The sequence below is a fragment of the Amycolatopsis samaneae genome (genome assembly GCF_039541975.1).
In the GTDB taxonomy this organism is placed as follows: Bacteria; Actinomycetota; Actinomycetes; order Mycobacteriales; family Pseudonocardiaceae; genus Amycolatopsis; species Amycolatopsis samaneae.
Window position 1 is genome coordinate 343,482 of record NZ_BAABHG010000006.1, and the last position, 23,710, is coordinate 367,191.

The following is a 23,710-nucleotide window of genomic DNA, read 5'->3' on the forward strand; positions in this document are numbered from 1 at the left end:
AGTAACAACGCTACTTGTTGATCTCCGTCCGCGGGTGCCGGTAGGGCACCTCTTCGAGCGGGAACGTGACGTCGCCGAACGGCGACAGCGCGCCCTGGCGGTCGGCGGCGAGCTCGGTCACCGGGTGCTCACCGTTCTCCGCGGGCCACGTCGGGTCGATGCCCTTGCTCTTGTCCTGCTGACCCTTCGCCACAACGCCCTCCACGAGCTTCTCCGACCGATGCTGGCGTACACAGTCTGCCTGAACACGGCTCGACCACCGGCACCAGCCCGGTATCCTGGTCGTCTATGCCCGCGACCTCTTTGGCGGACTGGCTGCGCGCGGAGTCCGACGACACGCTCACCGCGCTGCTGCGCTCACGGCGTGATCTGTCCACCCCGCCCCCGTCCGACACCACCGTGCTCGCCACCCGCGCGGGCACCCCCGGCTCGATCGCGCGGGCCTGCGAGGACCTCGACACGTTCACCCTCGCCGTGCTCGACGCCCTCCTGCTCGAAGGCGCCGACGCCGATCCGGTGCCGCTCGCCGCCGTCGCGGCGCTCGTCGGAACCGACGTCACCGCCGCGCTCGCCCGGCTGCGGGCGCGGGCGCTCGTCTGGGGTTCCGACGACGCGCTGCGTGTACCGCCGTCGGCGCGGGACGCGCTCGGTCCCTTCCCCGCCGGGCTCGGCGCGCCGTCGCCCGCGCTGGCGGGAGCCGACGTCGAGACGCTGCTCGCGGAGGTCGGCTCGGACGAGCACGCGCTGCTGACGAAACTGGCGGCCGGCCCGCCCATCGGCCGCACCCGCGACGCCACGCACGACCTCCCGCTGGCGCGCGCGGAAACCCCGGTGCAGCGGCTGCTCGCGCGCGGACTGCTGCTGCGGCGCGACGACCAGACGGTCGAGCTGCCCCGCGAACTCGGGATCGCCCTGCGTGGCGGCGTCGTCTTCACCGAACGGTCACTGTCCGAACCGGACCTCCCGGTCCATCCACATCAGACGTCCACAGTGGACAAAACGGCGGCCGGCGAGGCGATGGAGCTGCTCCGGCACACCGAGGCGCTGCTGACCTCATGGGCCGAGCAGCCGCCGCCGGTGCTGAAGTCCGGTGGGCTCGGCGTGCGCGAGCTGCGGAAACTCGCCAAGGACCTGGAGATCGAGGAAGCACACGCGACGCTGCTGGCCGAGCTCGCCGTCGGCGCCGGGCTGGTCGCCGACAGCGAGGCGGCCACGCCGGAGTGGGTGCCGACGACGCTGATGGACTCCTGGCTGGCCTCCCCGGCGGCACAGCGCTGGATCACCCTGGCCCAGGCGTGGCTGGAGCTGCCGAGGCTGCCCGGGCTCGCGGGCGGGCGGGACGCCAAGGACAAGCCGATCGCGCCGCTGTCGGAGGAACTGCGGCGCCCGCTCGCGCCGGTCGCGCGGCGGCGGGTACTCGCGGCGCTGGCCGAGCTCCCGGCGGGCGACGGGGTGAAGAGCACGGACGAACTCGTCGCGGTGCTGGCCTGGCGCGCGCCGCGCCGGGGCGGACGGCTGCGGGACGAGACGGTCCGCTGGACCATGGCCGAGGCCACCACGCTGGGCTTCGTCGGCCTCGGCGCGCTCACCAGCGCGGCGCGCGCGTTGCTCGACGAGGACCGGCCGCGTGCCGTGGAGGCGATCCTCGACGCGCTGCCCGCGCCGGTGGACCACGTGCTGGTGCAGGCGGATCTGACCGTCGTGGCGCCCGGGCCGCTGGAGCCCGAACTGGCCGCCGAGATGGCCGCGGTCGCCGACGTCGAATCCGCCGGGCACGCCACCGTCTACCGGATCACCGAGGCGTCCGTGCGGCGCGCGCTCGACACCGGCCGCACCGCGGACGAGCTGCACGCGTTGTTCCGCACAAAGTCGGCCACCCCGGTGCCGCAGGCGCTGAGCTACCTCGTCGACGACGTCGCGCGGCGGCACGGCCGCCTGCGGGGCGGGGCCGCCGGATCCTTCCTGCGCTGTGACGACGAAGCGCTGCTCGCGGAGGTGCTGGCGAACCCGGTCGCCGAGGAGTACGACCTGCGGCTGATCGCGCCGACCGTGCTGATCAGCTCCTTCCCGCTCGCCGAGGTGATCGACGGGCTGCGTGCCGCCGGTTTCGCCCCCGCCGCCGAGGGCCCGGACGGCCGCGTCCTCGACCTGCGGCACGGCGGACGACGGCTGCCTGCCAAGGCCCGCGCCGCGCGGCGGGGCACCGGGGAACCGGCCGTGCTGACCGACGAGCAGGCCGGGCGGATCGTGTCGAACCTGCGCGCGGGCGACGCCGCCTCCGCGCGCCGTCGCGGTGCCGCCGTGCGCGCCCCGGTCGGCGGCGGCGCGGACACCTCGGCGACGCTGGAGCTGCTGTCCCGCGCGACGCTGGGACGCCGCGAGGTGTGGATCGGCTTCGTCGACTCGCGGGGTACGGCGAGCCAGCGGGTGGTGCGACCGGTGCGCGTCGGCAGCGGAGTACTGGAGGGCGCGGACAACGAGCGATATCCGTTGCACCGCATCACTTCCGCCGCGTTGGTCGAGGAGTGACGCGGACTCGTGCTTATGCGGCTTCCGCGAGCTGTGTTACGCTGAACGTCGAATGTTTCGTCGTGGGCGGAACGTGAGTCGCAAGGCCAGGTGCACCTGGGGCAGACCAGGACCCTGGCCTTACGCATGTCCAGGCCGCGATCCCGAAATCAGCAGTCGGTTTCCACTTCGATCTCGTAGACGCAGTCGCGCAGCAGCTGCCGGCACGCCGAGCGCCCTTCCTTGTCGGCACGCATCGCACCGGCGACGATGTCGGCGGCCCATAACAGCGGCTCGTCCCTCCCCGGCAAGTGCGACACCCAGAAACGCGTTCCTCTTGGCAACGCGAACCGCGCGCCCTTCACTGTGTCGACGTCACGTGCGTTCAGCACCGAAGTCCGTGCTTCGAGTACGAGTGAGTCCACTCCGAAGCCGTGCAGTTCCACGACCAGCCGCCGCAGGCACCAGGCCCTGGCCCGTTCCTGACGTCTCGTCGGCACAGGTGAGCCGATCGCGACGACATGAAATCCGGGCTGTTCCGCGAGCGTCTTGGCAGCTACCTCGCGTTGCGCCGAATCCATCTCGTTCCAGTGCAGCTTGCCAACCCGGCGGCGCCCCTTGATCCCACACATCGCGTCGCGGATCTCTCCATGTACGACTTCGGAGAAGACCGCGGCGGCGAGCACGTAGAAACCACCGCTGGACGCCTCCTTGTAGGACTCGTCCGCGAAGGCCAGCAAGGTGGCGCTGTTGTCGCATCGCACTGGCCGAGCCTACGGAACGCCTACGACAAGACGCGCACGGACAACTACCCCAGGCAACCAGGCTGTCAGCCGCTTTCGTAGCAGTTCGTCGGAAACCCTTACAGGGCGCGGAGTCCGGCCAGGACGCGTTCCATGAACTCGCGCGAGGACCGGTCGCCGAGCACCAGCTGGGTCTGGTGGACCAGCACCAGCCCGGCCTCCGCCATGTCGCCGACGAGCACCTTCACCACGCCGAGCGGCAGCCGCAGGTGCGCGGCGATCTCCGCGACGGAGCGGGTGTCCAGGCACAGGTCGCAGATCCGGCGGTGCTCGACCGACCGCACACCGCGGTAGCGCCGCCCGTCCTCGCTGGTGGAGACCAGCGCCTCCAGGGCGATGTTGTGCTCGGAGTGGGTCCGGCCGCCGGTCCGCGTGTACGGGCGCACGCGCGAACCGGACGGGGTCGCCGGGAACTCGACGGGTGGCGGGACCGCGACGAGCGGACCGGGCTCGGGCACCGGGGCGCCCTGCCAGCCGTCGGCCGGATCCCACCGCGGCTCCGCGGGCACCGCGGTGACGTGGCCACTCGCGGTTTCCCAGCCGGGGTCGGGCACGGGCTCGGCGACGGGGCGGGGTTCGACCCCGGGGGACCCCGGGGCGTGCCAGCCGCGGGCGCCGGGATCGGCGTAACCCTCCGGCCGGGGACGTGGCCGCGGCGGTGGTGGAGGCGGGGGCGGCTGGCGCTTCGGCACGACACGCATCGCCAGCGTGCTCATGTCGAAGCGGCTCGGCGAGTCGATGCCTTCCCGCTCGGTGCCCCGGTGCAGTGATTCCCAGCCGCTGGTGTCCGGGTCGTCGAAACCGGTGATCCTCATCGCACGCTACCCACGTACGCCGCCCTGCAGCTGCGCGCGCAGTTCCGGGGTGATCTGCTGCCCGACCCGCTCCACCAGCAACGTCATCTCGTAGGCCACGGTGCCGATGTCGCACGTCGGCGCGGCGAGCACCGCCAGCGAAGAACCGTCCGAAACGGACATCAGAAACAGGTAACCCCGCTCCATCTCGACCACGGTCTGGTTCACACCACCGGCTTCGAAGCAGCGCGCCGCGCCCTGGGTGAGGCTGATCAGCCCGGACGCCACCGCGGAGAGCTGTTCGGCACGCTCCTGCGGGAGTCCTTCGGACGGCGCGAGAAGCAGGCCGTCGGCCGACACCAGCACGGCGTGCGCGGCGCCGGGTACCCGGCGCACGAAATCCGTGATGAGCCAGCCGAAAGTGCCCTGCTGCTGGCCGGAAGCCGTCACTGCCCCTCCAAGCTGTCGTCGCGTTCGCGGGTGCCCATCACGAGCGAAGCGTCCGCCGGCACGTGCCGAAGACGCTCGCTTCCAGCGTATTCGGCCCGCCAAGAGTGTCGAGTCCGTCATTATGGACGACTTCGGCACCGTACGTGCGCGCGCGGACGCGGACCGCGCCGACGCATGCCGAACCACGCATCCGTGGGTCACTCCGCAGGGGTAACGACAACCGGGGCGTGGCGAGCTGTCCGTGCAGGTCAACCACGTTACCGATCGCCTGATCGGGCAGTTTCGGCCCCGACCGTACCGAAGGAAACGGCCCTTTCCATCCTCCGGTCGGCGGCACCACTCCCCGAAGCGGGTGAAGCACGCCGAGTTCACCCCAACGGCCGCATCCGCTTCTCCCATCTCCGTCCTTAACCCGCCCGCAACGCCGTATCGTGCGCGATCGCGTGCTGCACGACCGAGATCAACACCTGCTTGGCCGATTCCCGCTCCCGCGCGTCACAGGCCATGATCGGCACCGACGGCGCGATGGTGAGCGCGTGCCGGACGTCCTCGATCTGGTGATGCAGCAGGCGGTCGAAGCAGTTGATCGCGACCACGTACGGCAGCTTCCGGTTCTCGAAGAAGTCGATCGAGGGGAACGCGTCGGCGAGCCGCCGGGTGTCCACGAGCACGACGGCGCCGATGGCACCCACCGCGAGGTCGTCCCACATGAACCAGAACCGGTGCTGGCCCGGCGTGCCGAACACGTACAGCACCAGGTCCTGGTCGAGCGAGAGCCTGCCGAAGTCCATGGCGACCGTGGTGGTCGTCTTGTTCGGGGTGGCCGTGGTGTCGTCGTGCCCGACACTCGCCTCGGTCATCATGGCCTCGGTGGTCAACGGGTCGATCTCCGAGATCGCCCCGACCAGTGTCGTCTTCCCCGATCCGAACCCGCCGGCCACCACGATCTTGGCCGACGACGTCGGACCGGTCACCTGCGGCGCGTTCGCGTCGGAGTCAAATTCTCCGAAGCCCACTGAGCACCCTTTCCATGAACTCGATACTCGGGCGGTCGCCGACGGCCGCGCCGCTGGTGTGCACCAGCACCAGGCCGAGACCCGCCACGTCACCAATCAGGACCCGGACGACGCCGAGGGGCAGCCGCAGCAGCGCCGCCACCTCCGCGACCGAGCGGGTGTCGAGGCACAGATCGCAGATCGACCGGTGTTCGGGAACGCGCACCCGGTCGAGCACGCGCCCATGCTCACTGGTCGAGATCAGCGCCTCGATGGCCAGGTCGTACGAGGGCCGGGTCCGGCCCCTTGTCCGGAAGTACGGACGGACGAGACCGGAGGACTGGGTCTCCTCGAACTGCTCGTCGACGTACTCGTTCTGCGCCTGCTGCGGTAGCGCGGCGGCCAGCTCCGCGGAGTCCGGGCCCTGCGAACCGTCCCGGCTCGCGCTGTAGGCCGCCAGTTCCCCGGTGGTGTACAGCGGACCGCTCACGCCGCCGAAGAGCTCGGAACTCGGCCCGCCGAAGAGGCGGTCACGGTTGCCCGGCGCGTGCAGGTCGGGATCGTGCTCCGCGTAGGGGTCCTCCGGTCGCGACGACTCGCTCCCGGCCGGTTCGAACCCGGCAGGCTCGAACTCACCGGGGCCGCTGCCGCGCCGCATCCGCCACTCGCGATCGACCCGTTCCCGGAACGACTTCCAGTCCTCACGGCTGTCCTCGCCGCTGCGCTCGGCCCAGCTACCCGAGAAGTCGTCACCGAGCCGGCCATCGCCCCTCAAGCGTCCGTCATCCACGGCATTCTCCTCGGTTCCCCAGCCGTCAGCGCCTCGTCGCGCCCTGCAGTTGCGCCCGCATCTCCGGTGTCAGCTGCTGACCGACCCGCTCGACGAGCAGCGTCATTTCGTAGACGACCAGACCGATGTCGCTCTCCGGCGAACCCAGCACCGCGAGGCACGAACCATCCGACACCTGCATGAGGAACAGGAAGCCGTTCGCCATCTCGACCACCGTCTGCGCGACGGCGCCACCCTCGAACACCTTCGCCGCGCCGCGCGCGAGGCTGGTCAGCCCCGAGGCGACGGCCGCGAGCTGATCCGCCCTGTCCTTCGGCAGCCCGCGTGAGGCCGCCAGCAGCAGCCCGTCCGCCGACACCACGACGGCATGGGCCGCTCCTGGCACCCGGTGCACGAAATCCGTGATCAGCCAGGCGAAACTGCCGGCACTGCCCGCCTTGCTCGTCTGACCGCTCGGCTGTGCCGAACCGCCACCCGGCTGCATCGCACCCGCCCGTGTCACCTTGACTCCTCACTGCTGTCCTCGGCCGAACCCGGAATCCCGGTCGCACGATCCTTCAACGCGTGCCTCCCCGACGTGTATCCACGTTGGAAGCTTGCCATCCTGCTCCGTGCCGCCGTCGCCGAGCGGGTGATCGCACCCGCGCCGGGCAGTCCGACGGTCGTGTCGGCCAGCGAAACCGCCGGTTCGGCCACGGGGGCGGGCTCGATCGAGCCGGGGACGAGGTAGGCGTTCGGGATGCGCTTGGGCAGCCCTGCCGTGGTGATCTCCTCGCCCTTGGACTCGAGCAGTGACTGCGCCGCGCTCCAGCCGTCGTCGGACGCGCTGTGCCAGCCGTCGTCGCCGTCCTGCGGCAGAAGCGGTTCCTCCGCTGCCGGGCTTGGCTCCGCCGCGCTCGGGGACTGTTCTTCCGGTGCGGCTTCCGGCACGACTTCCGGCTCGGGCGCCTGATCGGGCGTGTCGGCTCCGGACGACGCGCCGAGCTCGTCGGCGCCCCCGTTCTCGTCGCTCTCACTGAACCAGCGTGACAGGACCGACTGGTAGATGGGCAGCCTCCGGGTGGGTACATCGTCCTCAAGGGCGGCGGCGTCGGAGTCGGCCAGGTCACCGGCGGGCTGCGACTCCTCCGGCGCGACGTACATCGGCTCGCGCTTCGGCAGCACCAGCGGAGCGAACCGCGACTCGGCGAGGCTCGCGCCTTCGCCGTTCCCTGGGCCCGCGAGGTCGTCCGCGGTCGGCCAGGCCGGGGTCTCCTCGGCCGAGGACCCGGCACTGGTGAACGGGCCCGCGGCGTTGGTGAAGGGACCCGCCGCGTTCGTGAACGGGCCGGCCGCGTTGTTGCCCGCGACGAGGTCGTCGAGGCTGATCGGCTGGTCCAGCGGCACCAGGCCGCCGCTCGCCGTGGCCGCGGGGTCCCGCGCCGGAGGCGGCGGAGCGGCCGGGGGCGTCGGCGCGGCGGCGGGAGCCGGGGGCAGCGACGGCGGGGGCGGCGTGCTCTCGAGCGGCGTCATCGGCGGCACGAGGCCCGGCAGCGAAGTCTCGGCGCGGTTGGCGGGCGGCGGGGTGAGCCGCTGCGGCGCGGACCGCAGCTGCGTGAGCAGCTCGGCGGGCACCACGACGCGGGCGATCACGCCGCCTTCGATGTCCTCGTTCTCGCGCAGCCGGACCTCGATGCCGTGGCGCTGCGCCAGCCGCGCGACCACGTACAGGCCCATCCGCCGGGTCACCGAGACGTCCAGGTCCGGCGGGTCGGCCAGACGCTGGTTGATCTCGTTGAGCCGGTCCTCGGTCATCCCGACGCCGTGGTCGGTGACCTGGATCGCGAGCGCCTTCTTCCTGGTGACCACCGCGCGCACGATGATCTTCGTCTCCGGCTCGGAGAAGTAGGTCGCGTTGTCCAGCAGCTCGGCGAGCACGTGCACGAGGTCGTGGATCGCCAGGCCCTGCACCGCGACGTCGGGCACGATGCCGACCTCGATGCGGGCGTACTGCTCGATCTCCGACACCGCGGCGCCGATGACGTCGGCGGCGGGCACCGGCTTGGGCACCGACTTCGCCAGCCCGGCGCCGGAAAGCACCAGCAGCGACTCACCGTTGCGGCGCAACCGGGTCGCGAGGTGGTCGAGCTCGAACAGGCTGGCGAGGTGGTCCGGGTCCTGCTCGTCGGCCTCGAGCCGGTCGATCACGCCGAGCTGGCGTTCCACCAGCCGCTGCGAACGCCGGGAGAGGTTCACGAAGATGCCGTTGACGTTCTCCCGCAGCAGTGCCTGCTCGGCGGCCATCTTGACGGCCTGCTCGTGGACGACGTCGAAGGAGCGCGCCACCTCGCCGATCTCGTCGCGTGAGGTGACCGGCACCGGCTCGACGGCCTTCTTCGAGGCGTTGATCGGGTCGGGATCGTCGAGGATCGCCTGCACGGTGGCGGGCAGCCGGGTGTAGGCGACGTCGAGCGCGTTCGTCCGCAGGATTCGCAGCGGGCGCAGCATCAGGCGGGCGACCAGCAGCATCAGCGCCAGCGCGGCGATGAGCGCGGCGAGCACGATCGCGCTGTTGACGATCGCCGAGCTGAAGGCGTTGCTCGCCAGTTCGTCGGCGCGGGTCCGCAGCTGGGCGAGCAGGTTGCTCTCCACCGCGCGCAGCTTCTCCGCGGCTACCCTGCTGTCCTTGTCGAGCAGCGCGCCGTCGATGTTCGGCGGCTGGCCCTGCTGGGCGAAGGCGAACGCGGAGGTCTGGATCCGGCGCCGGTCGTCGACCTCGGGGCCGGAAACGGTGTCGGAGTAGAGCTGGCGCTGGTCCTCGGTCGAGTTCGCGAGGAACGACGAGATCGCGGCGTCACCGGACGCCGCCGCGGCGCGGGTCTGGTCCAGCAGGTCGCCGGGGAAGGCGTTGCGGAAGGCGGCCACCTCGAGCGAGGCGTCGGAGCGGGAGAGGAACTCCTTGGCCTCGCTGACCGCCTGCGTGCTCGACCCGAGCCGGAGCACGTCGCGGTCGCTGACCGCGGTGGTGACCTCGCGGCCGAGCTGGATCAGCGAGTCGAGGATCGAGGTGTAGGTGTTGAACACCATCAGATCGGAGAAGGACGTCGTGCTGATCGCGCCGCGCAGCGGGCGCAGCGCGTCGAGCCGCTGGAGACCGCGCGAGTACCGGTCGCTGGTGGCCTGGTCGTCGGTGTTCAGCGAGCTCGCCGAGGCACGCAGGTCGTCGACCACGCGGTCGACCCGGGAGATCTGCGCGTCGAGGCCGGTCTGGCGGAGCGCGTCACCGGAGGCCAGCCTGCTGACCGCGAGCGCGCGTTCGCTCTGCAGCTCGTGCACCACCGTGGTGATCTTGACGGCGAAGGCGACCTGGTCCGCGGTGTGCTGGAACTGGCTCGCGCGCTTGCCGTCGTCGACGACCCGCAGCGCGCCGAGCACCAGTGCGGTCAGGGTGGGGATGATGAGGATGGCGGCCAGCTTCGTCCGCAGCCGCCAGTTGCGCATACCGGTGAAGATCCCGGTTCGTCGTCCCGGATCCGCTCCGAGAGTCTGCGCAGGGGTCCCTCCTACCCCCGCGGTGTCTTCGTTCGGCACCGCCGCACCACCATTGTCGTCCGGGCTGGCAAAGCCCTGCTCGTTCCGACGCCCCGAAGTTCCCGGGCGCCCCGTGTTGTCTTCGACCACTTCTAACCGCACGCTCCCGGCCACCGGGACACCGTCCAGGCGGCGGGATTCCAGCGGAAGAGGTTACCCGAATGGGGGAATAGGTCGAGATCCCCGCCGGTTCCTGTCACTGCCCCCCGCCGAGAACGCGACAATGCGACGGTCGAACCCCGCTCCCTCGAGCGGCAGCGGTTCAGTTCGAGCATCGGTTACCGGTCCCTGCACTGGTTCTCATTCGATCCGACGGCCTAACCCACCAGCGCGGCGGCTCTGTTGGCCAGGCTGAAGGGACGACCTACCCCCGAAGAGGAACACAGACGAGACCGTGGATCGACTTGATCGGCCATCCAGGCACTCTCTCTCACCACATCGGTGGTAGGCACATCACCGTAGGTGCTGAGGGTAGCGAACGACCGGGCAAGATGTAACCCTCCCAAAATCGGCGAGGACTCCCTGCACAATCGGACAGCGAACCGGACATCGCTGGATGTGATCATGCCGCTATACGCAGGGTTAACGGCTACTGCATGTGGCCCAAGAGTTCGCCGCAAGAAGCCGAACGGGTGAGCTAGACCACTTTGGTTTGCTCTGAAATAGACCCATTGTGAGCATGTGGTCACGTTCTCTACAGTGACCCGCGAGTCCCCCTCCGAGGGCCGCACACCTCCACGCGTACCTCGGTCGACCACCGAGAACTCCTCCCCAGGGAGCACGCCTTGTTCGGATCCGGCACCGGCACCAGCGGCCGACGCGGACCGCGCGCCGTGTCCGGGGTGACCTTCGCCGCGGCACTGGCCGCACTGGGCGGATGCGGTCTGCTCGGTGGTCCGGACCACTCCCCGGCCGCCGGATCCGGCGGGCTCGAGAAGCCGTCCATCAGGGTCGCCGTGATGTCCACCATCGACACCGCGCCCTTCCGGCTCGCGCAGGACGGCGGTTACTTCGCCCGCGAGGGCCTCACCGTCGAAGCCACCGAGGCCGCCACCGGCCAGGCCGCGTTGACCAAGCTCATCGGCGGCGAGGTCGACATCGGCTACTCCAGCTACACCCCCTTCTTCGCCGCCAAGAGCAAGAACACCGCCGACATCCGGCTGGTCGCCGACGCCTCGTCGGCCGCGCCGGGGAGCACCGCCGTCGTCGCCCTCCCCGGCTCCCCGGTCCGGAGCGTCGCCGACCTCGCGGGCAGGCGGATCGGTATCACCGCGCCCAACACCATGTCCGACACCCTCACCAAGTCGGTCATGCAGGACCACGGTGTCGACTTCTCCCACGTCGCGTGGACGCCCGTCGCCCTCCCCAACGTCGCCGCGTCGCTCAAACACGGCGACATCGACGCCGCGTTCCTCACCGAGCCCTTCATCACGCAGTCCGCCAAGGCCGTGGGCTCGGTGTCCGTCGTGGACACCGCGACCGGGTCCACTCGGGACTTCCCCACCGCCGGCTACGGCGCGCTCGGCAGGTTCGTCACCGAGAGCCCCAAGACCGTCGCCGCCTTCCAGCGCGCCATGCTCAGTGCGACCCGCGACGCGGCCGACCGCGCGAAGATCGAGCCGCTCATGGTGAAGTACGCCGGGGTGGACGCCGAGACCGCCGCCCGCACCACGCTGCTGACCTTCCGATCCACAGTGGACCCGCGGCAGCTGCAGCGGGTGCCCGACCTCATGCTCCGGATGGGCGCCATCGCCACCGGGGTCGACGCCGCGCCCATGATCGTCCCCCAGGTGGTCGGCTGACCGTGCCGGACAGAATCTCCACGACCGCCCCGACGCGGCATCGGCCCCTCGGCCCGATGCCGGTCGGCGAAGGCGGCCGCGGCCCCACCGGAGAAAGCGGTTTCTCTTCGACCAAAGGTCTGAACCTCTCGACAGGCAGTGAGCTTTTGGTCACGCAGCGGGCTAAATCCGCCGGCACGCTGTCTATTGTCGACGCCGCCGACCCGGCGCGAGCTCTCGGCGTGGCGAGCCACTACGCGCCGGATACGTCCGCTTCTGGACACCCGGAGACAACCTGTCACACCCGACGCGGCATGCTGGGGGCGACCCGGAATTCAGCCGGTGTACCGAAAAACGAAACGCTTACCGTGATCCGAGCGAGATCCACGGCGTACACAATGACCGACCTACGTCCGACTCGGGATGCCATCGGGGTGCTCGCAGGAGCAGGTGAACGGCCGAACGTGCAGCGCGACGACACATCCATCCACACCGTGACATCTGCGAGGAGCTGACCTTGTTCACATCCGCCACCAACGGCGCCCCCGTGCGGCGCCGCACGATCCACTTTGCGCTGGCGGCCATTGTCGCGACCACCGTGAGCGGCTGCGGCCTGCTCGGCGGTTCGGACGGCTCGACGTCGAGCGGGGGCTCGGGCGGGCTGGAGAAGTCCACCATCAAGGTTTCCGTCATGTCCGTCATCGACACCACGCCGCTGCGGCTCGCGGCGGACGGCGGCTACTTCAAGGCCGAGGGCCTCGACGTCCAGGTCCTCGAAGCGTCGGACGGGCAGGCTTCGCTCACCAAGCTGATCAGCGGCGAAGCGGACATCGCGTTCTCCAGTTACCAGCCGTTCTTCAGCGCGAAGGCCAAGAACACCGCGGACATCCGGCTCGTCGCGGACGCGGTGTCGGCCAGCCCGAAGAGCAACGAAATCATCACGGGCCCGAACTCCTCGGTGAAGGGCATCGCCGACCTGGAGGGCAAGAAGGTCGCGATCACCGCCAAGAACACCGCGTCCGACCTGCTCACCCGCTCGGTGCTCAAGGACCACGGCGTCGACCCGAACAAGGTCAACTGGGTCACGATGCAGATGTCGAACGTGGCGGCCGCGCTGAAGAACAAGGACATCGACGCGGGATACCTGGCCGAGCCGTTCCTGACCCAGGCCGGGAAGACCGCGGGCGCCGTCCCGCTCGCCGACGCGGCGAGTGGTGCGACGCAGGACTTCCCGCTGGCGGGCTACGGCGCGCTCGGCAAGTTCGTCACGGAGAGCCCGAAGACCCTCGCGGCCTTCCAGCGCGCCATGCAGAAGGCGACCAGGGACGCGGCCGACCGCGCGAAGATCGAGCCGCTGGCGGTCAAGTACGCCAAGGTCGACCAGGACACCGCGTCGCTGCTCACGCTGCCGACCTTCGTGTCCACTTTGGACCCCCGGCGTCTCCAGCGGGTCCCGGACCTGATGCAGCAGATGGGCGCGATCCCGGCCAAGATCGACGCCGCGCCGATGATCGCCCCGCAGGTCACCAACTGACGTGACACGCTTTCTCCGTGGTCTGGCCGGTCTGGTCGGCTTCTTCCTGCTCTGGGAAGCGGCCTGCCGGACCGGCCTGATCGACCAGACGTTCCTTCCCCCGCCGAGCACGGTGCTGGCCACGATCGGCCAGCTGCTCGGTGACGTGTCGTTCCTCCGCGACGTCATCGCGACCCTGCTCGCGTGGGCGATCGCGCTGCTCATCGCGGTCGCGATCGCGGTTCCCGCCGGGCTGCTGCTCGGCAGTGTTCCCGGCCTGCGCGCCGCCACCGCGACCGTCGTCGAGTTCCTCCGGCCCATCCCCTCGGTCGCGCTGATCCCGTTGGTACTGCTGCTGATCGGCAGCGGCCCGGAGTCGAAGATCACGCTCGGTGTGTACGCCGCGGTGTGGCCCATCATGTTCAACACGATCTACGCGCTCGGCGAGATCGACCCGGTGCTGATGGAGACGGCGAGGGCGTACGGCACCAGCCGTGCCCGGTCGCTCACCTCGGTCGCGCTGCCGCACACCGCGCCGTTCGTGTTCACCGGGATCCGGCTGTCCGCCACGATCGCGCTGATCGCGATCGTGAGCACCGAGTTCCTCGCCGGGTCGCAGCTCGGCATCGGGAGCTTCATCCTCCAGGCGAGTACCGGCAGCACCCGGTTCGACCTGGTGCTGGCGGGCACCGTCGTCGCGGGCCTGCTCGGCTTCCTCATCAACGACGGCCTCGAACGGCTCGGCAAGCGGCTGTTCCGGTGGAGCACGGTGGACAGGGAGGCGACGGTATGAGTCTCACGTTCTCCGGCCGGGTCGGCACCCGCGTCGGCCGCGGTGTTTCGGCGCTGCTGCGGAACTGGCTGGTCTTCATCGCGCTGGTGGTGCTGTGGGAACTGGTGACCCGGCTGCTGCCGAACCCGTTCTTCCCGCCACCGACCCAGATCGTGACGACGGCGGCGCACCTGTGGTTCACCGGTCCGGCGTCCCAGGTCTTCCTGACCGACGCGGTGTACGACAACGTGTTCCCCAGTCTCGGCCGGACACTCGGCGGCTGGGCCGCCGCGGGTGTCCTCGGCGTCGCGCTCGGCACGGCCATCGGCCGCTCGCGGACCGCGACCGACTACGTCGGCCCGTTGTTCGCGTTCTTCCGTTCCGTGCCACCACCCGCGCTGATCCCGGTGTTCGTGATCCTGTTCGGACTGGGCCCTGGCATGCAGACCGGCTCGATCGTCTTCGGCGCGATCTGGCCGGTGCTGCTCAACACCGTGGACGGGGTCCGGTCGGTCGACAAGGTCAAAGTGGACACCGCGCGATCGATGCGGACACCGCGGCGGTACTGGATCGCCTCGGTGGTGCTGCCTGCCGCGGCCCCGAAGATCTTCGCCGGCCTGCGGCTGAGCCTGTCGATCTCGCTGCTGCTGATGGTCGTTTCGGAGCTGGTCGGCTCGTCGTTCGGCATCGGCCGCTCGCTGCTGACCGCGCAACAGCAGTTCGACTTCCCGCTCATGTGGTCGTGGCTGGTCCTGCTCGGCCTGCTCGGCTACGGCCTCAACGCGGCGTTCCTCGCGGTGGAACGCCGGGTGCTGGCCTGGCAGCCCACTCGTACCTAAAGGTCTATTGAGGACAGTCAATGTCAACCATGCTCGAGGTCTCCGGCCTCAACCACCAGTACGGCACCGGCGCCGCCGCGCACGTCGCGGTCAACAACCTGTCCTTCACCGTCGAGTCCGGCCAGCTGGCCAGCATCGTCGGCCCGTCCGGCTGCGGGAAGTCGACGCTGCTGCGCTGCGTCGCCGGCCTGACGGCGCCGACGTCCGGCGAGGTCACCCTGCACGGTGACCGGGTTTCCGGCGTCCCCGACGATCTCGCCGTGGTCTTCCAGGACTACAGCCGTTCGCTGTTCCCCTGGCTCTCGGTAGCGAAGAACGTCGAGTTCCCGCTGCGCTGGCGCCCGATGAGCAAGGCCGAACGGCGCGCGGCGGCGCAGGAGGCGCTGGAGCACGTCGGACTGGCCGGGGTCGGGAAGAAGTACCCGTGGCAGCTTTCCGGCGGGATGCAGCAGCGGGTGTCGATCGCGCGGGCGCTCGCGCGACGCCCGGCGCTGCTGCTCATGGACGAGCCGTTCGCCTCGGTGGACGCGCAGACGCGGTTCGAGCTGGAGGACCTGACCCGGCGGGTGCAGCGCGAGCAGGGTTCGACGGTGCTCGTGGTCACGCACGACATCGACGAGAGCGTCTACCTTTCGGACCGCATCCTGGTGCTGTCGAAGTCCCCGGCGTCGATCGTCGCGGACCTGACGGTGGACCTGCCCGCCGACCGCGACCAGATCACCACCCGCGAGTCCGCCGAGTTCGTCACCCTGCGCGGCGAGGTCGCCCGCCTGCTGCACGGCGGGGCCCCCGAGGCCGCCGCCGCGTTGTCGGACGCGGCCGAATGGGACCTGGCCACCCAGCAGGCCACCGAAGCGGACCCGAAGGTGACCAAGCCCCAGTCGTGAACCGTTACGTCCACAGTGGACGTAACGGGAGTCAGTAGAGCGACGCGAGGTTCGGGTCGACGTGCACGTGGACCAGCGTCGGCCGCTGGTCCACGAACGCCGCGGTCAGCGCGGCCGCGAGTTCGGGACCTTCGGTGACCGTGACCGCGTGGACACCCATGCTGCCCGCCAGCTCGGCGAAGTCGATCCCGCCGAGGCCGGTACCGGGCAGCTTCGCGCCGTCGGCGGTCTCGCCGAGGATGCGCACCGCCGCGTACTGCGCGTTGTCCAGGATGACGAAGGTGACCGGGACGTTCTCGCGCGCGGCGGTCCAGAGCGCCTGGACGCAGTACATGCTGGAACCGTCGCCCAGCACCGCCACCACCTTGCGATCGGGGCGGGCCATCGCGGCGCCGATCGCGGCCGGGAGGCTGTAGCCAAGCGTGCCGCTCGTGCCGGTGAGGAAGCCGGTGTCGGTCGAGGAGACCGGCAGGTAGTCATGCAGGATGTTGCGGTGGCTCGGCGTCTCTTCGACGACGATCCCGTTGTCCGGCAACGTTTCCGAGAGTGTCGCGTAGGCGTACTCCGCCGTGATCGGCGTCGTCGCGGCCGGTTTCTCCGGCCGTACCAAGGGTTTCGGCTCGACGCGGTCGACCTCGCCGACGCGCTCGGCCAGCGCGCGGATGCCGAGCTTCGGGGTACTGCGGATGCCGGTGCCCTCAGCCGCGCGGGCGAGCACCCGTTCGTCGTCGCTGAGCAGATACAGCGGCGGCAGCGCGTCCTGGGCTTCACCCCGGTAGACGTGGTAGAGGAACGCCGGGGCGCCGACCACCAGCACGAGGTCGTGCGCGGCCAGCGTCCGCGCGGCGAGCACGCGTTCGGGTTGCAGGAAGCCGAGGAACAGCCGATGGTCCTCCGGGAACGAGCACCGGCCGGACATCGGCGCCACCCAGACACCCGCGCCGAGCCGTTCGGCCAGCGCGACCAGCTCCGGCACCGCGCCGTCCTGGTCGACGGCCGAGCCCACCACGATCGCCGGCGCACGGCTGGCGTCGAGCGCCGAGGCGAGCTCGGCGATGGCGTCGGGATCCGGACCGTAGCCGGGGATCCGGGGGCGGTGCGGAATCGGCTTCGCCGTCTCGACGTCCCAGTCGTCCGCCGGGACGGAGACGAACACCGGACCCTGCGGTGCCTGTGTCGCGATGTGATACGCCTGCGCGATCGCCGCGGGCACGTCCTCGGCCCGCGCGGGCTCGCAGCTCCACTTCACGTACGGCTTGGGGAAGTTCGTCGCCTCGACCGCGCCGAGGAACGGTTCGTCCGGCAGCAGGGACCGCGTCTGCTGGCCGGCGAGGATGATCAACGGTGTCCGGTTGCGGTACGCGGTGAACACGTGCCCGAGCGAGTGCCCGACACCGCCCGCCGAGTGCAGGTTGACCAGCACCGGCTGCCGCGCGGCCTGCGCGTAGCCGTCCGCCATCGCGACGACCCCGGCCTCCTGCAGGCCGAGTACGTAGGTGAAGTCGTCCGGCCAGTCGGTCAGGAACGGGATCTCCGTCGTGCCCGGGTTGCCGAAGACCGTGGTCAGTCCCAGCTCACGGAGCAGCTCCCTGGTTGCCGCGCGGACAGTGCGTTTTCCCATGCCGTCACGGTATCCCCTATGGGTAACGAAGTGCACCGTGATCGGCGAGGTTTGCACCGGGACGCCGGAACTTGCCCCGCCGCTCATCGGTGCCCGGACCCGCGTGGCGTCCCGCAATGGTTCGGGCCTGAACGAACCCGGCGCGGGAGATGGCCGTTGGCAGCCTTACCCGACTTGAGTCTCCCGGGCTGTTCCCAGCGGCGAGAACTGCGCGGTGGCGCACCGAACTCACATCGGTTTCCGCTCGATACTTGCCATTCAGGAAAAATTGTCACACAAGCGATCACTGACAGATTTTGTCGATGGATACACCAGGTGGAGTAATCACGGTACAAATCCGCCGCCATCTACTACTTGAGTGCGTAGGTTTACCACCCGCCACCCACATGGTGGTAACGCCTGTTTACAAGCCGTCCACAACCTGCTAAAAAGCTTTCCATTCGAGTGAAACTCGTTCCGTAATATCGCCGTCGCGGAACGAAGCCTCTAGGCTCGATGGTCGAAGAAGCACAACGGTACTGGAGGGGGACCGATGAGCTTCACGCCAGGCAGCAAGTCAAAACAGGCCGAAGACGACTATTGCACTATACGCAAGAACGCCGCAGCCGACGAAGATCTTCGGGCGAGCCTCCCTGGCGGCCCACCGCAGGCCTCCCCCGTGGCCACCAGTACCAGCGGCGGCGCGGGCTACCAGGTCGACCCGGAAGGGCTGGCAGCGCAGATCCGCGCCTTCGAGGCTCTCCGCAACCAGAGCCAGGCGATGCAGCAACAGCTGCGCGAAGCGGCCGGACACGCAACACCACCTTCACTCGACCCTCCGGCGGTCAGACAGGCCATGGCCGCACGAGACTCGCTCCTCAGCGCGGCCGACCAGAACAAGGCGATGGCCATGTACGCCCAAGGCCTTATCGACAGCATGCGCAAGGCGAACGGCACCTACGCGCAGCGAGACGAAGACGTCAGTGCCACGCTCCGGCACTACGAGGACAATACCGTCGCGCTCTTCGGCAAGGATGCCGGGCGGTGAATCGCAACGCGAACGCACTCGCCGCAGTACTCGCGCTCGCCCTGCTCTCCTCTTCCTGTTCCTCGACGGTCGAAGGACATCCCACGCCGGCCATTGGCGACAGTTCGGTGCCAGACGGCAAGAATGCCAAGGCTCCCGCGGTCCCACAACCGCTCAACGTGACAAAATATCTCGCCGATCCGTGCACCAGCCTCACCCAAGCGCACTACCAGCGTCTCGGCGCCAAGGGGCCTGGCGAACGCCACGACAACGCGGACGGCAACCCGGACTGCGCCTGGCGGCTCGGCAAGCTGGGAGACATCCAGCTTGACGTCACCTACTTCGCAAATGTGCCGGAAGGATTGAGCCGCCTCTATGCGCTCAAAACCAGTGGCTACTGGGAAAAGGGCTATTTCGAGCCCACAAGTGTCGACGGGTACCCGGCTGTCTATGCCTCCATCGGCGATTGGCGCAAGGATGGGGACTGTCAGCTCAATGTGGGAGCCAGCGACCAGCTGTACTTCTTCGTACTCGTTCAGGCGCGGCCCGGCGACGACAGCTGCACCGCGGTCAGGAATGTCGCGTCGGCGGTGCTGGACACCATCAAGAAGGGGGCATGACATGTCGATGAGCGGCCAGCAGATCTACGAGAACTTCGCTCATGCTCCCGGAACCGGTGGTCTGGAGTCGGCGAAGGACGAGCTCGATATCGTCCGGGGAACCTACGAAACTCTCGGGCAGAGTTTCGCACAGGCCGCCGCTCGGCTTGAGGAACACTGGCAGGGTGACGCGTCCGGTGCGGCTGCCCGCGGTGCCGGTCCGCTGGTCATCGCACACGACCAGGCCGCGATGAAACTGCGGACAGCGGACGGCCTGCTGGAAAACCAGATTTCGAGTTTTCACAGTGCCAAGAACACCGTCAAGCCAGTTCCCGAGGTGCCCAAGGATCCCGCGACGTTCAGCGAGGTGCTCTCGGGAAACCAGACCGGGATCTTCCAGCAGCACCAGCTGGCACTGAACGCCGCGGCACACAACATCCAGGTCATGGACCAGTGGGCCCAGGCGTCAGGCCACAACGGCAGCGCGATGCCGACGGACTACGGGAGGATCGACCCCGGCGCGTTCAGTGTCACCGAGGACAAGGGAAAGCCGGGCACCGTCAGCCCGGTTACCCCGGTCCGCGGGTTCGACGGCACCGGACGCACTGGGCAGAACCGGGACACGAACCACCGGACGCCGAACCCGCCAGTCGACGGTCACGCCCGGGGCCAAGCGCCGCAGGAACCGAGCCACGCCGTCGTCACACCAGCAAGATCCACTGTGGACAGACCGGGCCCGCCACCCGGGCGGCACCCTGGCGGCGGGCGCGACGAGGTCACCACGCCGGACAGTCACACCCCGCCGAAGCCCGCACCTGACGCCGCGCCCGCCGGCCAGGGACTCGATCAGCCACCCACGACATCGAATCCGCCTGGAGCCGGAGCGAAGCAACCGATCCCGGGGCCGTTCGGGCCGGGCGCAGGGGTCGGGTCCGGGCAGCGCGGCCGGACGAGCGACCCACGCAGCGGCAGCGGCGGCCCAGGTAGCGGCGCGCCGGGTGCGGGCAAGGCGCTCGGTGAGGGCAGGGGCTCCGGAACCGGCGGCACGCGCGGCGGCGTGGCCGAGCCGGTCGCGCGGGGCACGGCGAACGCACGCGGCGGCACCGGTGTCGGGCCGGGAGTCGCGGGACAGGGTGGCAAGGGCAAGCGGGAGGAGGACAGGGAACACCGGCGCAGGTACGTGCTCGAGGACGACGCCGCCTTCCAGCTCACCGGCGACGAGGGCGACAAGGCCGTCGACCCGCGCACCGGCATGTCGCCGGTCCCGCCGGTCATCGGTCAGTGATGGTCTGGTTCGCGGCCCCGGAACGCTTCGCGGCCGACCAGCTCGCGGCGATGGTCACCGAGGCGACGGGCGGGGAACTGCACCCGGTCCTCGCCCCGCAACCGGTCTGGCTCGACGACAACGAGCGGGCCGGTGCGAACCGGCTGCTGGCGGACGTCGCGGCCCAGTACTCGGGTGAACCGTCGGACGGCAACGAACCCTCCTTCCCGGACGTCGCGGAGTTGCTCTCCCGGCCGAAGGAGGCCCGGTTCGGCTGGTTCAGCGATCTGGTCGGCGACACCCGCCTGCGAGTACTCGTCGCGGGTTCGCCCTGGTTCTCGCTGGTCGCGGTCCGCGACGGTGACGAGATCTTCGTCCGTACCCTCGATGCGGAGCGGCTCGCCGTCGTGCTGGCCTCCATCCTCCCCGCCGACGTCGGCCGGGTGGCCGGGACGCCGATCAGCGTGCTGGCTTCCGAGTATCGCCGGGCCGACCACAACACGGCGTCACGCGCGGAAGTGCGGCGGGCACAACGATTCGCGTCGCTGGAGCCGTCGCTGATCGCCGAGCTGTACGTCGAGACCCGCGGGCCGGCCGGGCGCCACGCGATCAGCGCGCCGCTGCGCGTGTACGACACCGAGCAGGGCCGCTGGCTGTTGACCACCTCGCCCGAGCACGACGACGAACGGATGACGCTGACACCGGCGACCAGCGAGGACGTCGCCGCCGCGCTCGACGCGCTGCGCGGTGGCCTGGACTGATCAGAGCAGGTTCTTCTGCACCTTGCCCATCGCGTTGCGCGGCAAGGATTCCAGCACCCGCACCTCACGCGGTCGCTTGTGGACGGACAGGGTCCCGGCGACGAACTCCGCCACGGCCGTGCCGTCGGCGACCTCGCCGACGACGTAGGCGACGATCCGCTGCCCGAGATCGTCGTCGGGGACGCCGACCACCGCCGCCTCGCGCACGCCGGGGTGTGCCAGCAGTGCCTGCTCCACCTCGCCCGCGCCGATGCGGTAGCCACCCGACTTGATCAGGTCGACCGATTCCCTGCCCACGATCCGGTGGAACCCGCCCGCGTCGACGACGGCGATGTCGCCGGTGCGGAACCAGCCGTCCTCGGTGAACGACTCCGCGGTTTTGGCCGGTAGACCCAGATATCCGTCGAACAGCGTCGGGCCGGTCACCTGGAGCTGTCCGAGGCTCTCCCCGTCATGGGGCACCGGGCCGCCGCGCTCGTCGCGCAGTCGCGTGTGGACACCGGGGAGCGCCGTCCCGACCCAGCCCGGCCGTCGCTCGCCGTCGTGCCGGGTGCTGAGGGTGATCAGCGTTTCGCTCATCCCGTAGCGCTCGACGGGCGCCGCCCCGGTGAGTGCCGACAGCTTTTCGAACACCGGCATGGGGAGCGGCGCGCTGCCCGACACGAGCAGCCGCGCCGAACCCAGCGCGCGGGCGGCGGCCGGCTCCGCGCACACCCGCGACCACACGGTCGGCACGCCGAAGTACAGCGAACCCCCGGCCTCCGCGTACGCCGCGGGCTTGGGCCGCACGGTGTGTTTCAGCGGGGATCCGACGCGCAGCGCGCCGAGCACGCCCAGCACCAGCCCGTGCACGTGGAACAGCGGAAGGCCGTGCACCAGCGTGTCCTCGGCGGTCCAGCCCCAGGCGTCGTACAACGCGTCCAGGCACGAGGCGATCGCCGCGCGCGAGAGCACGACGCCCTTGGGCGCTCCCGTCGTGCCCGAGGTGTAGACGAGCAGCGCGGCGCTTTCGGCGCCGGGTTCCGGATAGCTCGTCGCGGACCGGGCGGCCCGGTCGATCGGCACGACCGGGAGTTCGACGTCTTCGGGGGCGTCGCCCAGCCACAACTGCGCCGCGGAGTCGGCCAGCACATGGCGCCGTTCGGCCGGGCCCGAGTCCGGTGGCACCGGCACCGCGGTCACCCCCGCGGTCAGGCAGCCCACCACGGCGATGACCGTCTCGATGGTGGCGGTCGCGTGCACCGCGACCCGGTCGGCACCGGCGATCCGGTCCGCGACCGCGGCCGCCGCGGCACGCAGTTCGCCGGGCGACATCGCGTCGTCGCCGACGCTGACGCACGGGTCGTCGCCGACGGCCGCCGCCAACGCGGTCAGCAGGGGCGGCTGGTTGCTGTGGTTCACGGGTTTCGTCCTCATTCGGGCAGTGGTTTGTTACGGGTCTCGGGAACCAGCAGTAGCAGGAACAGGCCGGCGACGAACACGACGGCGGTGGACGCCAGCGGTACCGCGAGCGAGCCCAGCTCGCGGATGGCGACGCCGAGCACGAACGTGCCGACCGCCGCGAACCACCGGGAAATCGTGGTGGTGAAGGCGAAGGCGGTGGCCCGGAACAACGTCGGGTACTGCTCGGGCAGCCACACGGTGAACACCGCGAAGTTCGCCCCGCCGAGGCCGAGCACCGGCAGGAACACGAACAGCAGCGGCAGATTTCCCGCCGGGTAGGCGATTCCGTACGTCCCGACGATGCCGATCACCATCAGCGCGAAGAACAGCGCCAGCGCGCCCCGGCGGCCGAGCCGGTCGGCCAGCCACGGCGTCCCGATGCAGCCGACGACGGTGAAGACCGCCGAGATCGCCGCGGCGAGACTCGCCAGCTGGGAGCCGTGGCTCACACCGGTCTCCTTGGCCAGCGCCAGCACCGCGGTGGGCACGTAGGTCGCGGTGGCCCACAGGCCGATCACGCAGGCCCCGAGCAGCAGCAGGTTGCCGATGGTCCGCCGCCGGTATCCCCTGCTCATGATGTTCCGCAGCGGGGCGAGCAGCGAGGTGCGCCGGGCCGTTTCCGCCTGCGCCGCCCACTTTTCCGGCTCCTTCGTGTTGCGCCGGATGAACAGCACGAGCAGCGCGGGCACGATGCCGAGCAGGAACAGGCCGCGCCAGCCGAGTTGCTGGCCGAACGCCAGGTAGATCACCGCCGTCAGCAGCTGCCCGACGTAGTTGGCCGAGTGCAGTACCCCGCCGAGCTTGACCCGGAGCCGCTCGGGCACCGCCTCGGCGACCAGCGTGGCGGCCATCGCCCACTCGCCGCCGATCCCGACCGCGCACAGGAACCGGAACGCCATCCACGCCCAGACGTTCGTGGAGAAGCCGGCCAGCGCGGTGAACACCGAGAAGAGCAGGATGCTGCCGATCATCGCGGGCCTGCGGCCGAACCGGTCCGCGATCGGGCCCCAGATGAACGAACATCCCCAGCCGGCCAGGAACAGCGCGCCGCTGAGCTGGCCGTAGAAGCCGATGTTCGCGACGTCCGGGGTGATCCCGGACGGGGGAAGCAACTCGGTCAGCGTCGGCGCGAGCACCAGGCCGAACATCGCGAGCGTGAAGCCGTCCATCGCCCAGCCGCCGAAGGAGCCCCAGAAGGCGTTGCGCTGGGCGCGGTTCATCCGGGCGGGCGGGGCGGGGTCGGCCGGGCTGTCGTCGGCGGATTCCTTGATCGTTGTCATGACCACCTCGTCGTGGTCCACATTACGGACCGGT

Annotated in this window: 21 protein-coding genes; 10 read left to right on the top strand and 11 right to left on the bottom strand. The window is 70.1% G+C overall.

All coding sequences use genetic code 11. From position 1 onward, the window contains the following. Window positions 1–10 precede the first annotated feature (10 nt). Window positions 11–193: a hypothetical protein gene (locus tag ABD987_RS18320; RefSeq protein ID WP_345394404.1), complete on the bottom strand. Its 183-nt coding sequence runs from the start codon at window positions 191–193 to the stop codon at window positions 11–13. Window positions 194–288: 95 nt separating this feature from the next. Here ABD987_RS18320 and ABD987_RS18325 point away from each other — a divergent pair, with 95 nt between their 5' ends. Continuing rightward, window positions 289–2,529: a helicase-associated domain-containing protein gene (locus ABD987_RS18325; protein WP_345394406.1), complete on the top strand. Its 2,241-nt coding sequence runs from the start codon at window positions 289–291 to the stop codon at window positions 2,527–2,529. Window positions 2,530–2,678: 149 nt separating this feature from the next. Here ABD987_RS18325 and ABD987_RS18330 read toward each other — a convergent pair whose 3' ends face one another. The 7 genes from ABD987_RS18330 to ABD987_RS18360 all read right to left on the bottom strand — a co-directional run bounded on the left by ABD987_RS18330 (window position 2,679) and on the right by ABD987_RS18360 (window position 9,820). Further along, on the bottom strand, window positions 2,679–3,248 hold the full coding sequence (locus ABD987_RS18330) for a hypothetical protein (RefSeq protein WP_345394409.1): 570 nt from the start codon (window positions 3,246–3,248) through the stop codon (window positions 2,679–2,681). Window positions 3,249–3,370: 122 nt separating this feature from the next. Continuing rightward, a complete protein-coding gene (locus tag ABD987_RS18335; RefSeq protein ID WP_345394412.1) occupies window positions 3,371–4,126 on the bottom strand; it encodes a DUF742 domain-containing protein in 756 nt (251 codons plus the stop codon). Between the two features lie 6 nt (window positions 4,127–4,132). After that, window positions 4,133–4,555 (bottom strand): roadblock/LC7 domain-containing protein, encoded by a 423-nt coding sequence (locus ABD987_RS18340; protein ID WP_285457988.1) that lies wholly within the window; start codon window positions 4,553–4,555, stop codon window positions 4,133–4,135. Window positions 4,556–4,962: 407 nt separating this feature from the next. Then, on the bottom strand, window positions 4,963–5,571 hold the full coding sequence (locus tag ABD987_RS18345; protein WP_345394419.1) for a GTP-binding protein: 609 nt from the start codon (window positions 5,569–5,571) through the stop codon (window positions 4,963–4,965). Beyond that, window positions 5,552–6,340, bottom strand: coding sequence for a DUF742 domain-containing protein (locus tag ABD987_RS18350; protein ID WP_345394422.1), 789 nt, complete (start codon window positions 6,338–6,340; stop codon window positions 5,552–5,554). Before ABD987_RS18350 ends, ABD987_RS18345 begins: the two co-directional genes overlap by 20 nt. A 25-nt stretch (window positions 6,341–6,365) precedes the next feature. Continuing rightward, window positions 6,366–6,824 carry a roadblock/LC7 domain-containing protein gene (locus ABD987_RS18355; protein WP_345394814.1) on the bottom strand — a complete coding sequence of 153 codons (459 nt, stop codon included), beginning with the start codon at window positions 6,822–6,824 and terminating at the stop codon, window positions 6,366–6,368. A 14-nt stretch (window positions 6,825–6,838) separates the two neighbouring features. Beyond that, a complete protein-coding gene (locus tag ABD987_RS18360; protein WP_345394425.1) occupies window positions 6,839–9,820 on the bottom strand; it encodes a nitrate- and nitrite sensing domain-containing protein in 2,982 nt (993 codons plus the stop codon). Between the two features lie 923 nt (window positions 9,821–10,743). On the opposite strand from ABD987_RS18360, the gene ABD987_RS18365 reads away from it, so the two are divergent. From ABD987_RS18365 to ABD987_RS18385, 5 genes are all read left to right on the top strand, one after another. Then, complete coding sequence (locus ABD987_RS18365; protein WP_345394817.1) at window positions 10,744–11,712, top strand: ABC transporter substrate-binding protein; 969 nt, start codon at window positions 10,744–10,746, stop codon at window positions 11,710–11,712. A gap of 496 nt (window positions 11,713–12,208) precedes the next feature. Then, a complete protein-coding gene (locus ABD987_RS18370) occupies window positions 12,209–13,225 on the top strand; it encodes an ABC transporter substrate-binding protein (RefSeq protein WP_378214079.1) in 1,017 nt (338 codons plus the stop codon). Window position 13,226: 1 nt separating this feature from the next. Next, a complete protein-coding gene (locus ABD987_RS18375; protein WP_345394428.1) occupies window positions 13,227–13,997 on the top strand; it encodes an ABC transporter permease in 771 nt (256 codons plus the stop codon). After that, on the top strand, window positions 13,994–14,815 hold the full coding sequence (locus ABD987_RS18380) for an ABC transporter permease (RefSeq protein ID WP_345394431.1): 822 nt from the start codon (window positions 13,994–13,996) through the stop codon (window positions 14,813–14,815). Before ABD987_RS18375 ends, ABD987_RS18380 begins: the two co-directional genes overlap by 4 nt. Before the next feature lie 20 nt (window positions 14,816–14,835). After that, window positions 14,836–15,702 carry an ABC transporter ATP-binding protein gene (locus ABD987_RS18385; protein WP_345394433.1) on the top strand — a complete coding sequence of 289 codons (867 nt, stop codon included), beginning with the start codon at window positions 14,836–14,838 and terminating at the stop codon, window positions 15,700–15,702. A 31-nt stretch (window positions 15,703–15,733) separates the two neighbouring features. Here ABD987_RS18385 and mdlC read toward each other — a convergent pair whose 3' ends face one another. Further along, window positions 15,734–17,323 carry a benzoylformate decarboxylase gene (gene mdlC, locus ABD987_RS18390; RefSeq protein ID WP_345394435.1) on the bottom strand — a complete coding sequence of 530 codons (1,590 nt, stop codon included), beginning with the start codon at window positions 17,321–17,323 and terminating at the stop codon, window positions 15,734–15,736. 532 nt (window positions 17,324–17,855) lie between these two features. On the opposite strand from mdlC, the gene ABD987_RS18395 reads away from it, so the two are divergent. From ABD987_RS18395 to ABD987_RS18410, 4 genes are read left to right on the top strand one after another with little or no spacing between them, the layout of a single operon-like run. Then, window positions 17,856–18,350 carry a hypothetical protein gene (locus ABD987_RS18395; RefSeq protein WP_345394437.1) on the top strand — a complete coding sequence of 165 codons (495 nt, stop codon included), beginning with the start codon at window positions 17,856–17,858 and terminating at the stop codon, window positions 18,348–18,350. Continuing rightward, window positions 18,347–18,949 carry a DUF3558 domain-containing protein gene (locus tag ABD987_RS18400; RefSeq protein WP_345394440.1) on the top strand — a complete coding sequence of 201 codons (603 nt, stop codon included), beginning with the start codon at window positions 18,347–18,349 and terminating at the stop codon, window positions 18,947–18,949. Before ABD987_RS18395 ends, ABD987_RS18400 begins: the two co-directional genes overlap by 4 nt. A gap of 1 nt (window position 18,950) precedes the next feature. Continuing rightward, entirely contained in the window at window positions 18,951–20,213 is a 1,263-nt protein-coding gene (locus ABD987_RS18405; RefSeq protein ID WP_345394443.1) for a PPE domain-containing protein, read from the top strand. Then, window positions 20,213–20,953, top strand: coding sequence for an ESX secretion-associated protein EspG (locus tag ABD987_RS18410; protein WP_345394446.1), 741 nt, complete (start codon window positions 20,213–20,215; stop codon window positions 20,951–20,953). The genes ABD987_RS18405 and ABD987_RS18410 overlap by 1 nt, the downstream gene beginning before the upstream one ends. Here the strand turns inward: ABD987_RS18410 and ABD987_RS18415 are convergent, their stop codons facing one another. Both ABD987_RS18415 and ABD987_RS18420 read right to left on the bottom strand, forming a co-directional pair. Beyond that, window positions 20,954–22,354: an acyl-CoA synthetase gene (locus ABD987_RS18415; RefSeq protein WP_345394449.1), complete on the bottom strand. Its 1,401-nt coding sequence runs from the start codon at window positions 22,352–22,354 to the stop codon at window positions 20,954–20,956. It lies immediately after the preceding gene. Window positions 22,355–22,365: 11 nt separating this feature from the next. Beyond that, window positions 22,366–23,676, bottom strand: a complete 1,311-nt coding sequence (locus ABD987_RS18420; RefSeq protein ID WP_345394452.1) for an MFS transporter — start codon at window positions 23,674–23,676, stop codon at window positions 22,366–22,368. Window positions 23,677–23,710 lie beyond the last annotated feature (34 nt).

Excerpts from the sequence above, each read along its gene's own strand:
- ABD987_RS18360 (WP_345394425.1), bottom strand. The coding sequence starts at position 9,820 with ATGCGCAACTGGCGGCTGCGGACGAAGCTGGCCGCCATCCTCATCATC.
- ABD987_RS18420 (WP_345394452.1), bottom strand. The coding sequence starts at position 23,676 with ATGACAACGATCAAGGAATCCGCCGACGACAGCCCGGCCGACCCCGCC.
- mdlC (WP_345394435.1), bottom strand. The coding sequence starts at position 17,323 with ATGGGAAAACGCACTGTCCGCGCGGCAACCAGGGAGCTGCTCCGTGAG.
- ABD987_RS18335 (WP_345394412.1), bottom strand. The coding sequence starts at position 4,126 with ATGAGGATCACCGGTTTCGACGACCCGGACACCAGCGGCTGGGAATCA.
- ABD987_RS18380 (WP_345394431.1), top strand. The coding sequence starts at position 13,994 with ATGAGTCTCACGTTCTCCGGCCGGGTCGGCACCCGCGTCGGCCGCGGT.
- ABD987_RS18410 (WP_345394446.1), top strand. The coding sequence starts at position 20,213 with ATGGTCTGGTTCGCGGCCCCGGAACGCTTCGCGGCCGACCAGCTCGCG.
- ABD987_RS18395 (WP_345394437.1), top strand. The coding sequence starts at position 17,856 with ATGAGCTTCACGCCAGGCAGCAAGTCAAAACAGGCCGAAGACGACTAT.
- ABD987_RS18405 (WP_345394443.1), top strand. The coding sequence starts at position 18,951 with ATGTCGATGAGCGGCCAGCAGATCTACGAGAACTTCGCTCATGCTCCC.
- ABD987_RS18385 (WP_345394433.1), top strand. The coding sequence starts at position 14,836 with ATGTCAACCATGCTCGAGGTCTCCGGCCTCAACCACCAGTACGGCACC.
- ABD987_RS18325 (WP_345394406.1), top strand. The coding sequence starts at position 289 with ATGCCCGCGACCTCTTTGGCGGACTGGCTGCGCGCGGAGTCCGACGAC.
- ABD987_RS18355 (WP_345394814.1), bottom strand. The coding sequence starts at position 6,824 with ATGCAGCCGGGTGGCGGTTCGGCACAGCCGAGCGGTCAGACGAGCAAG.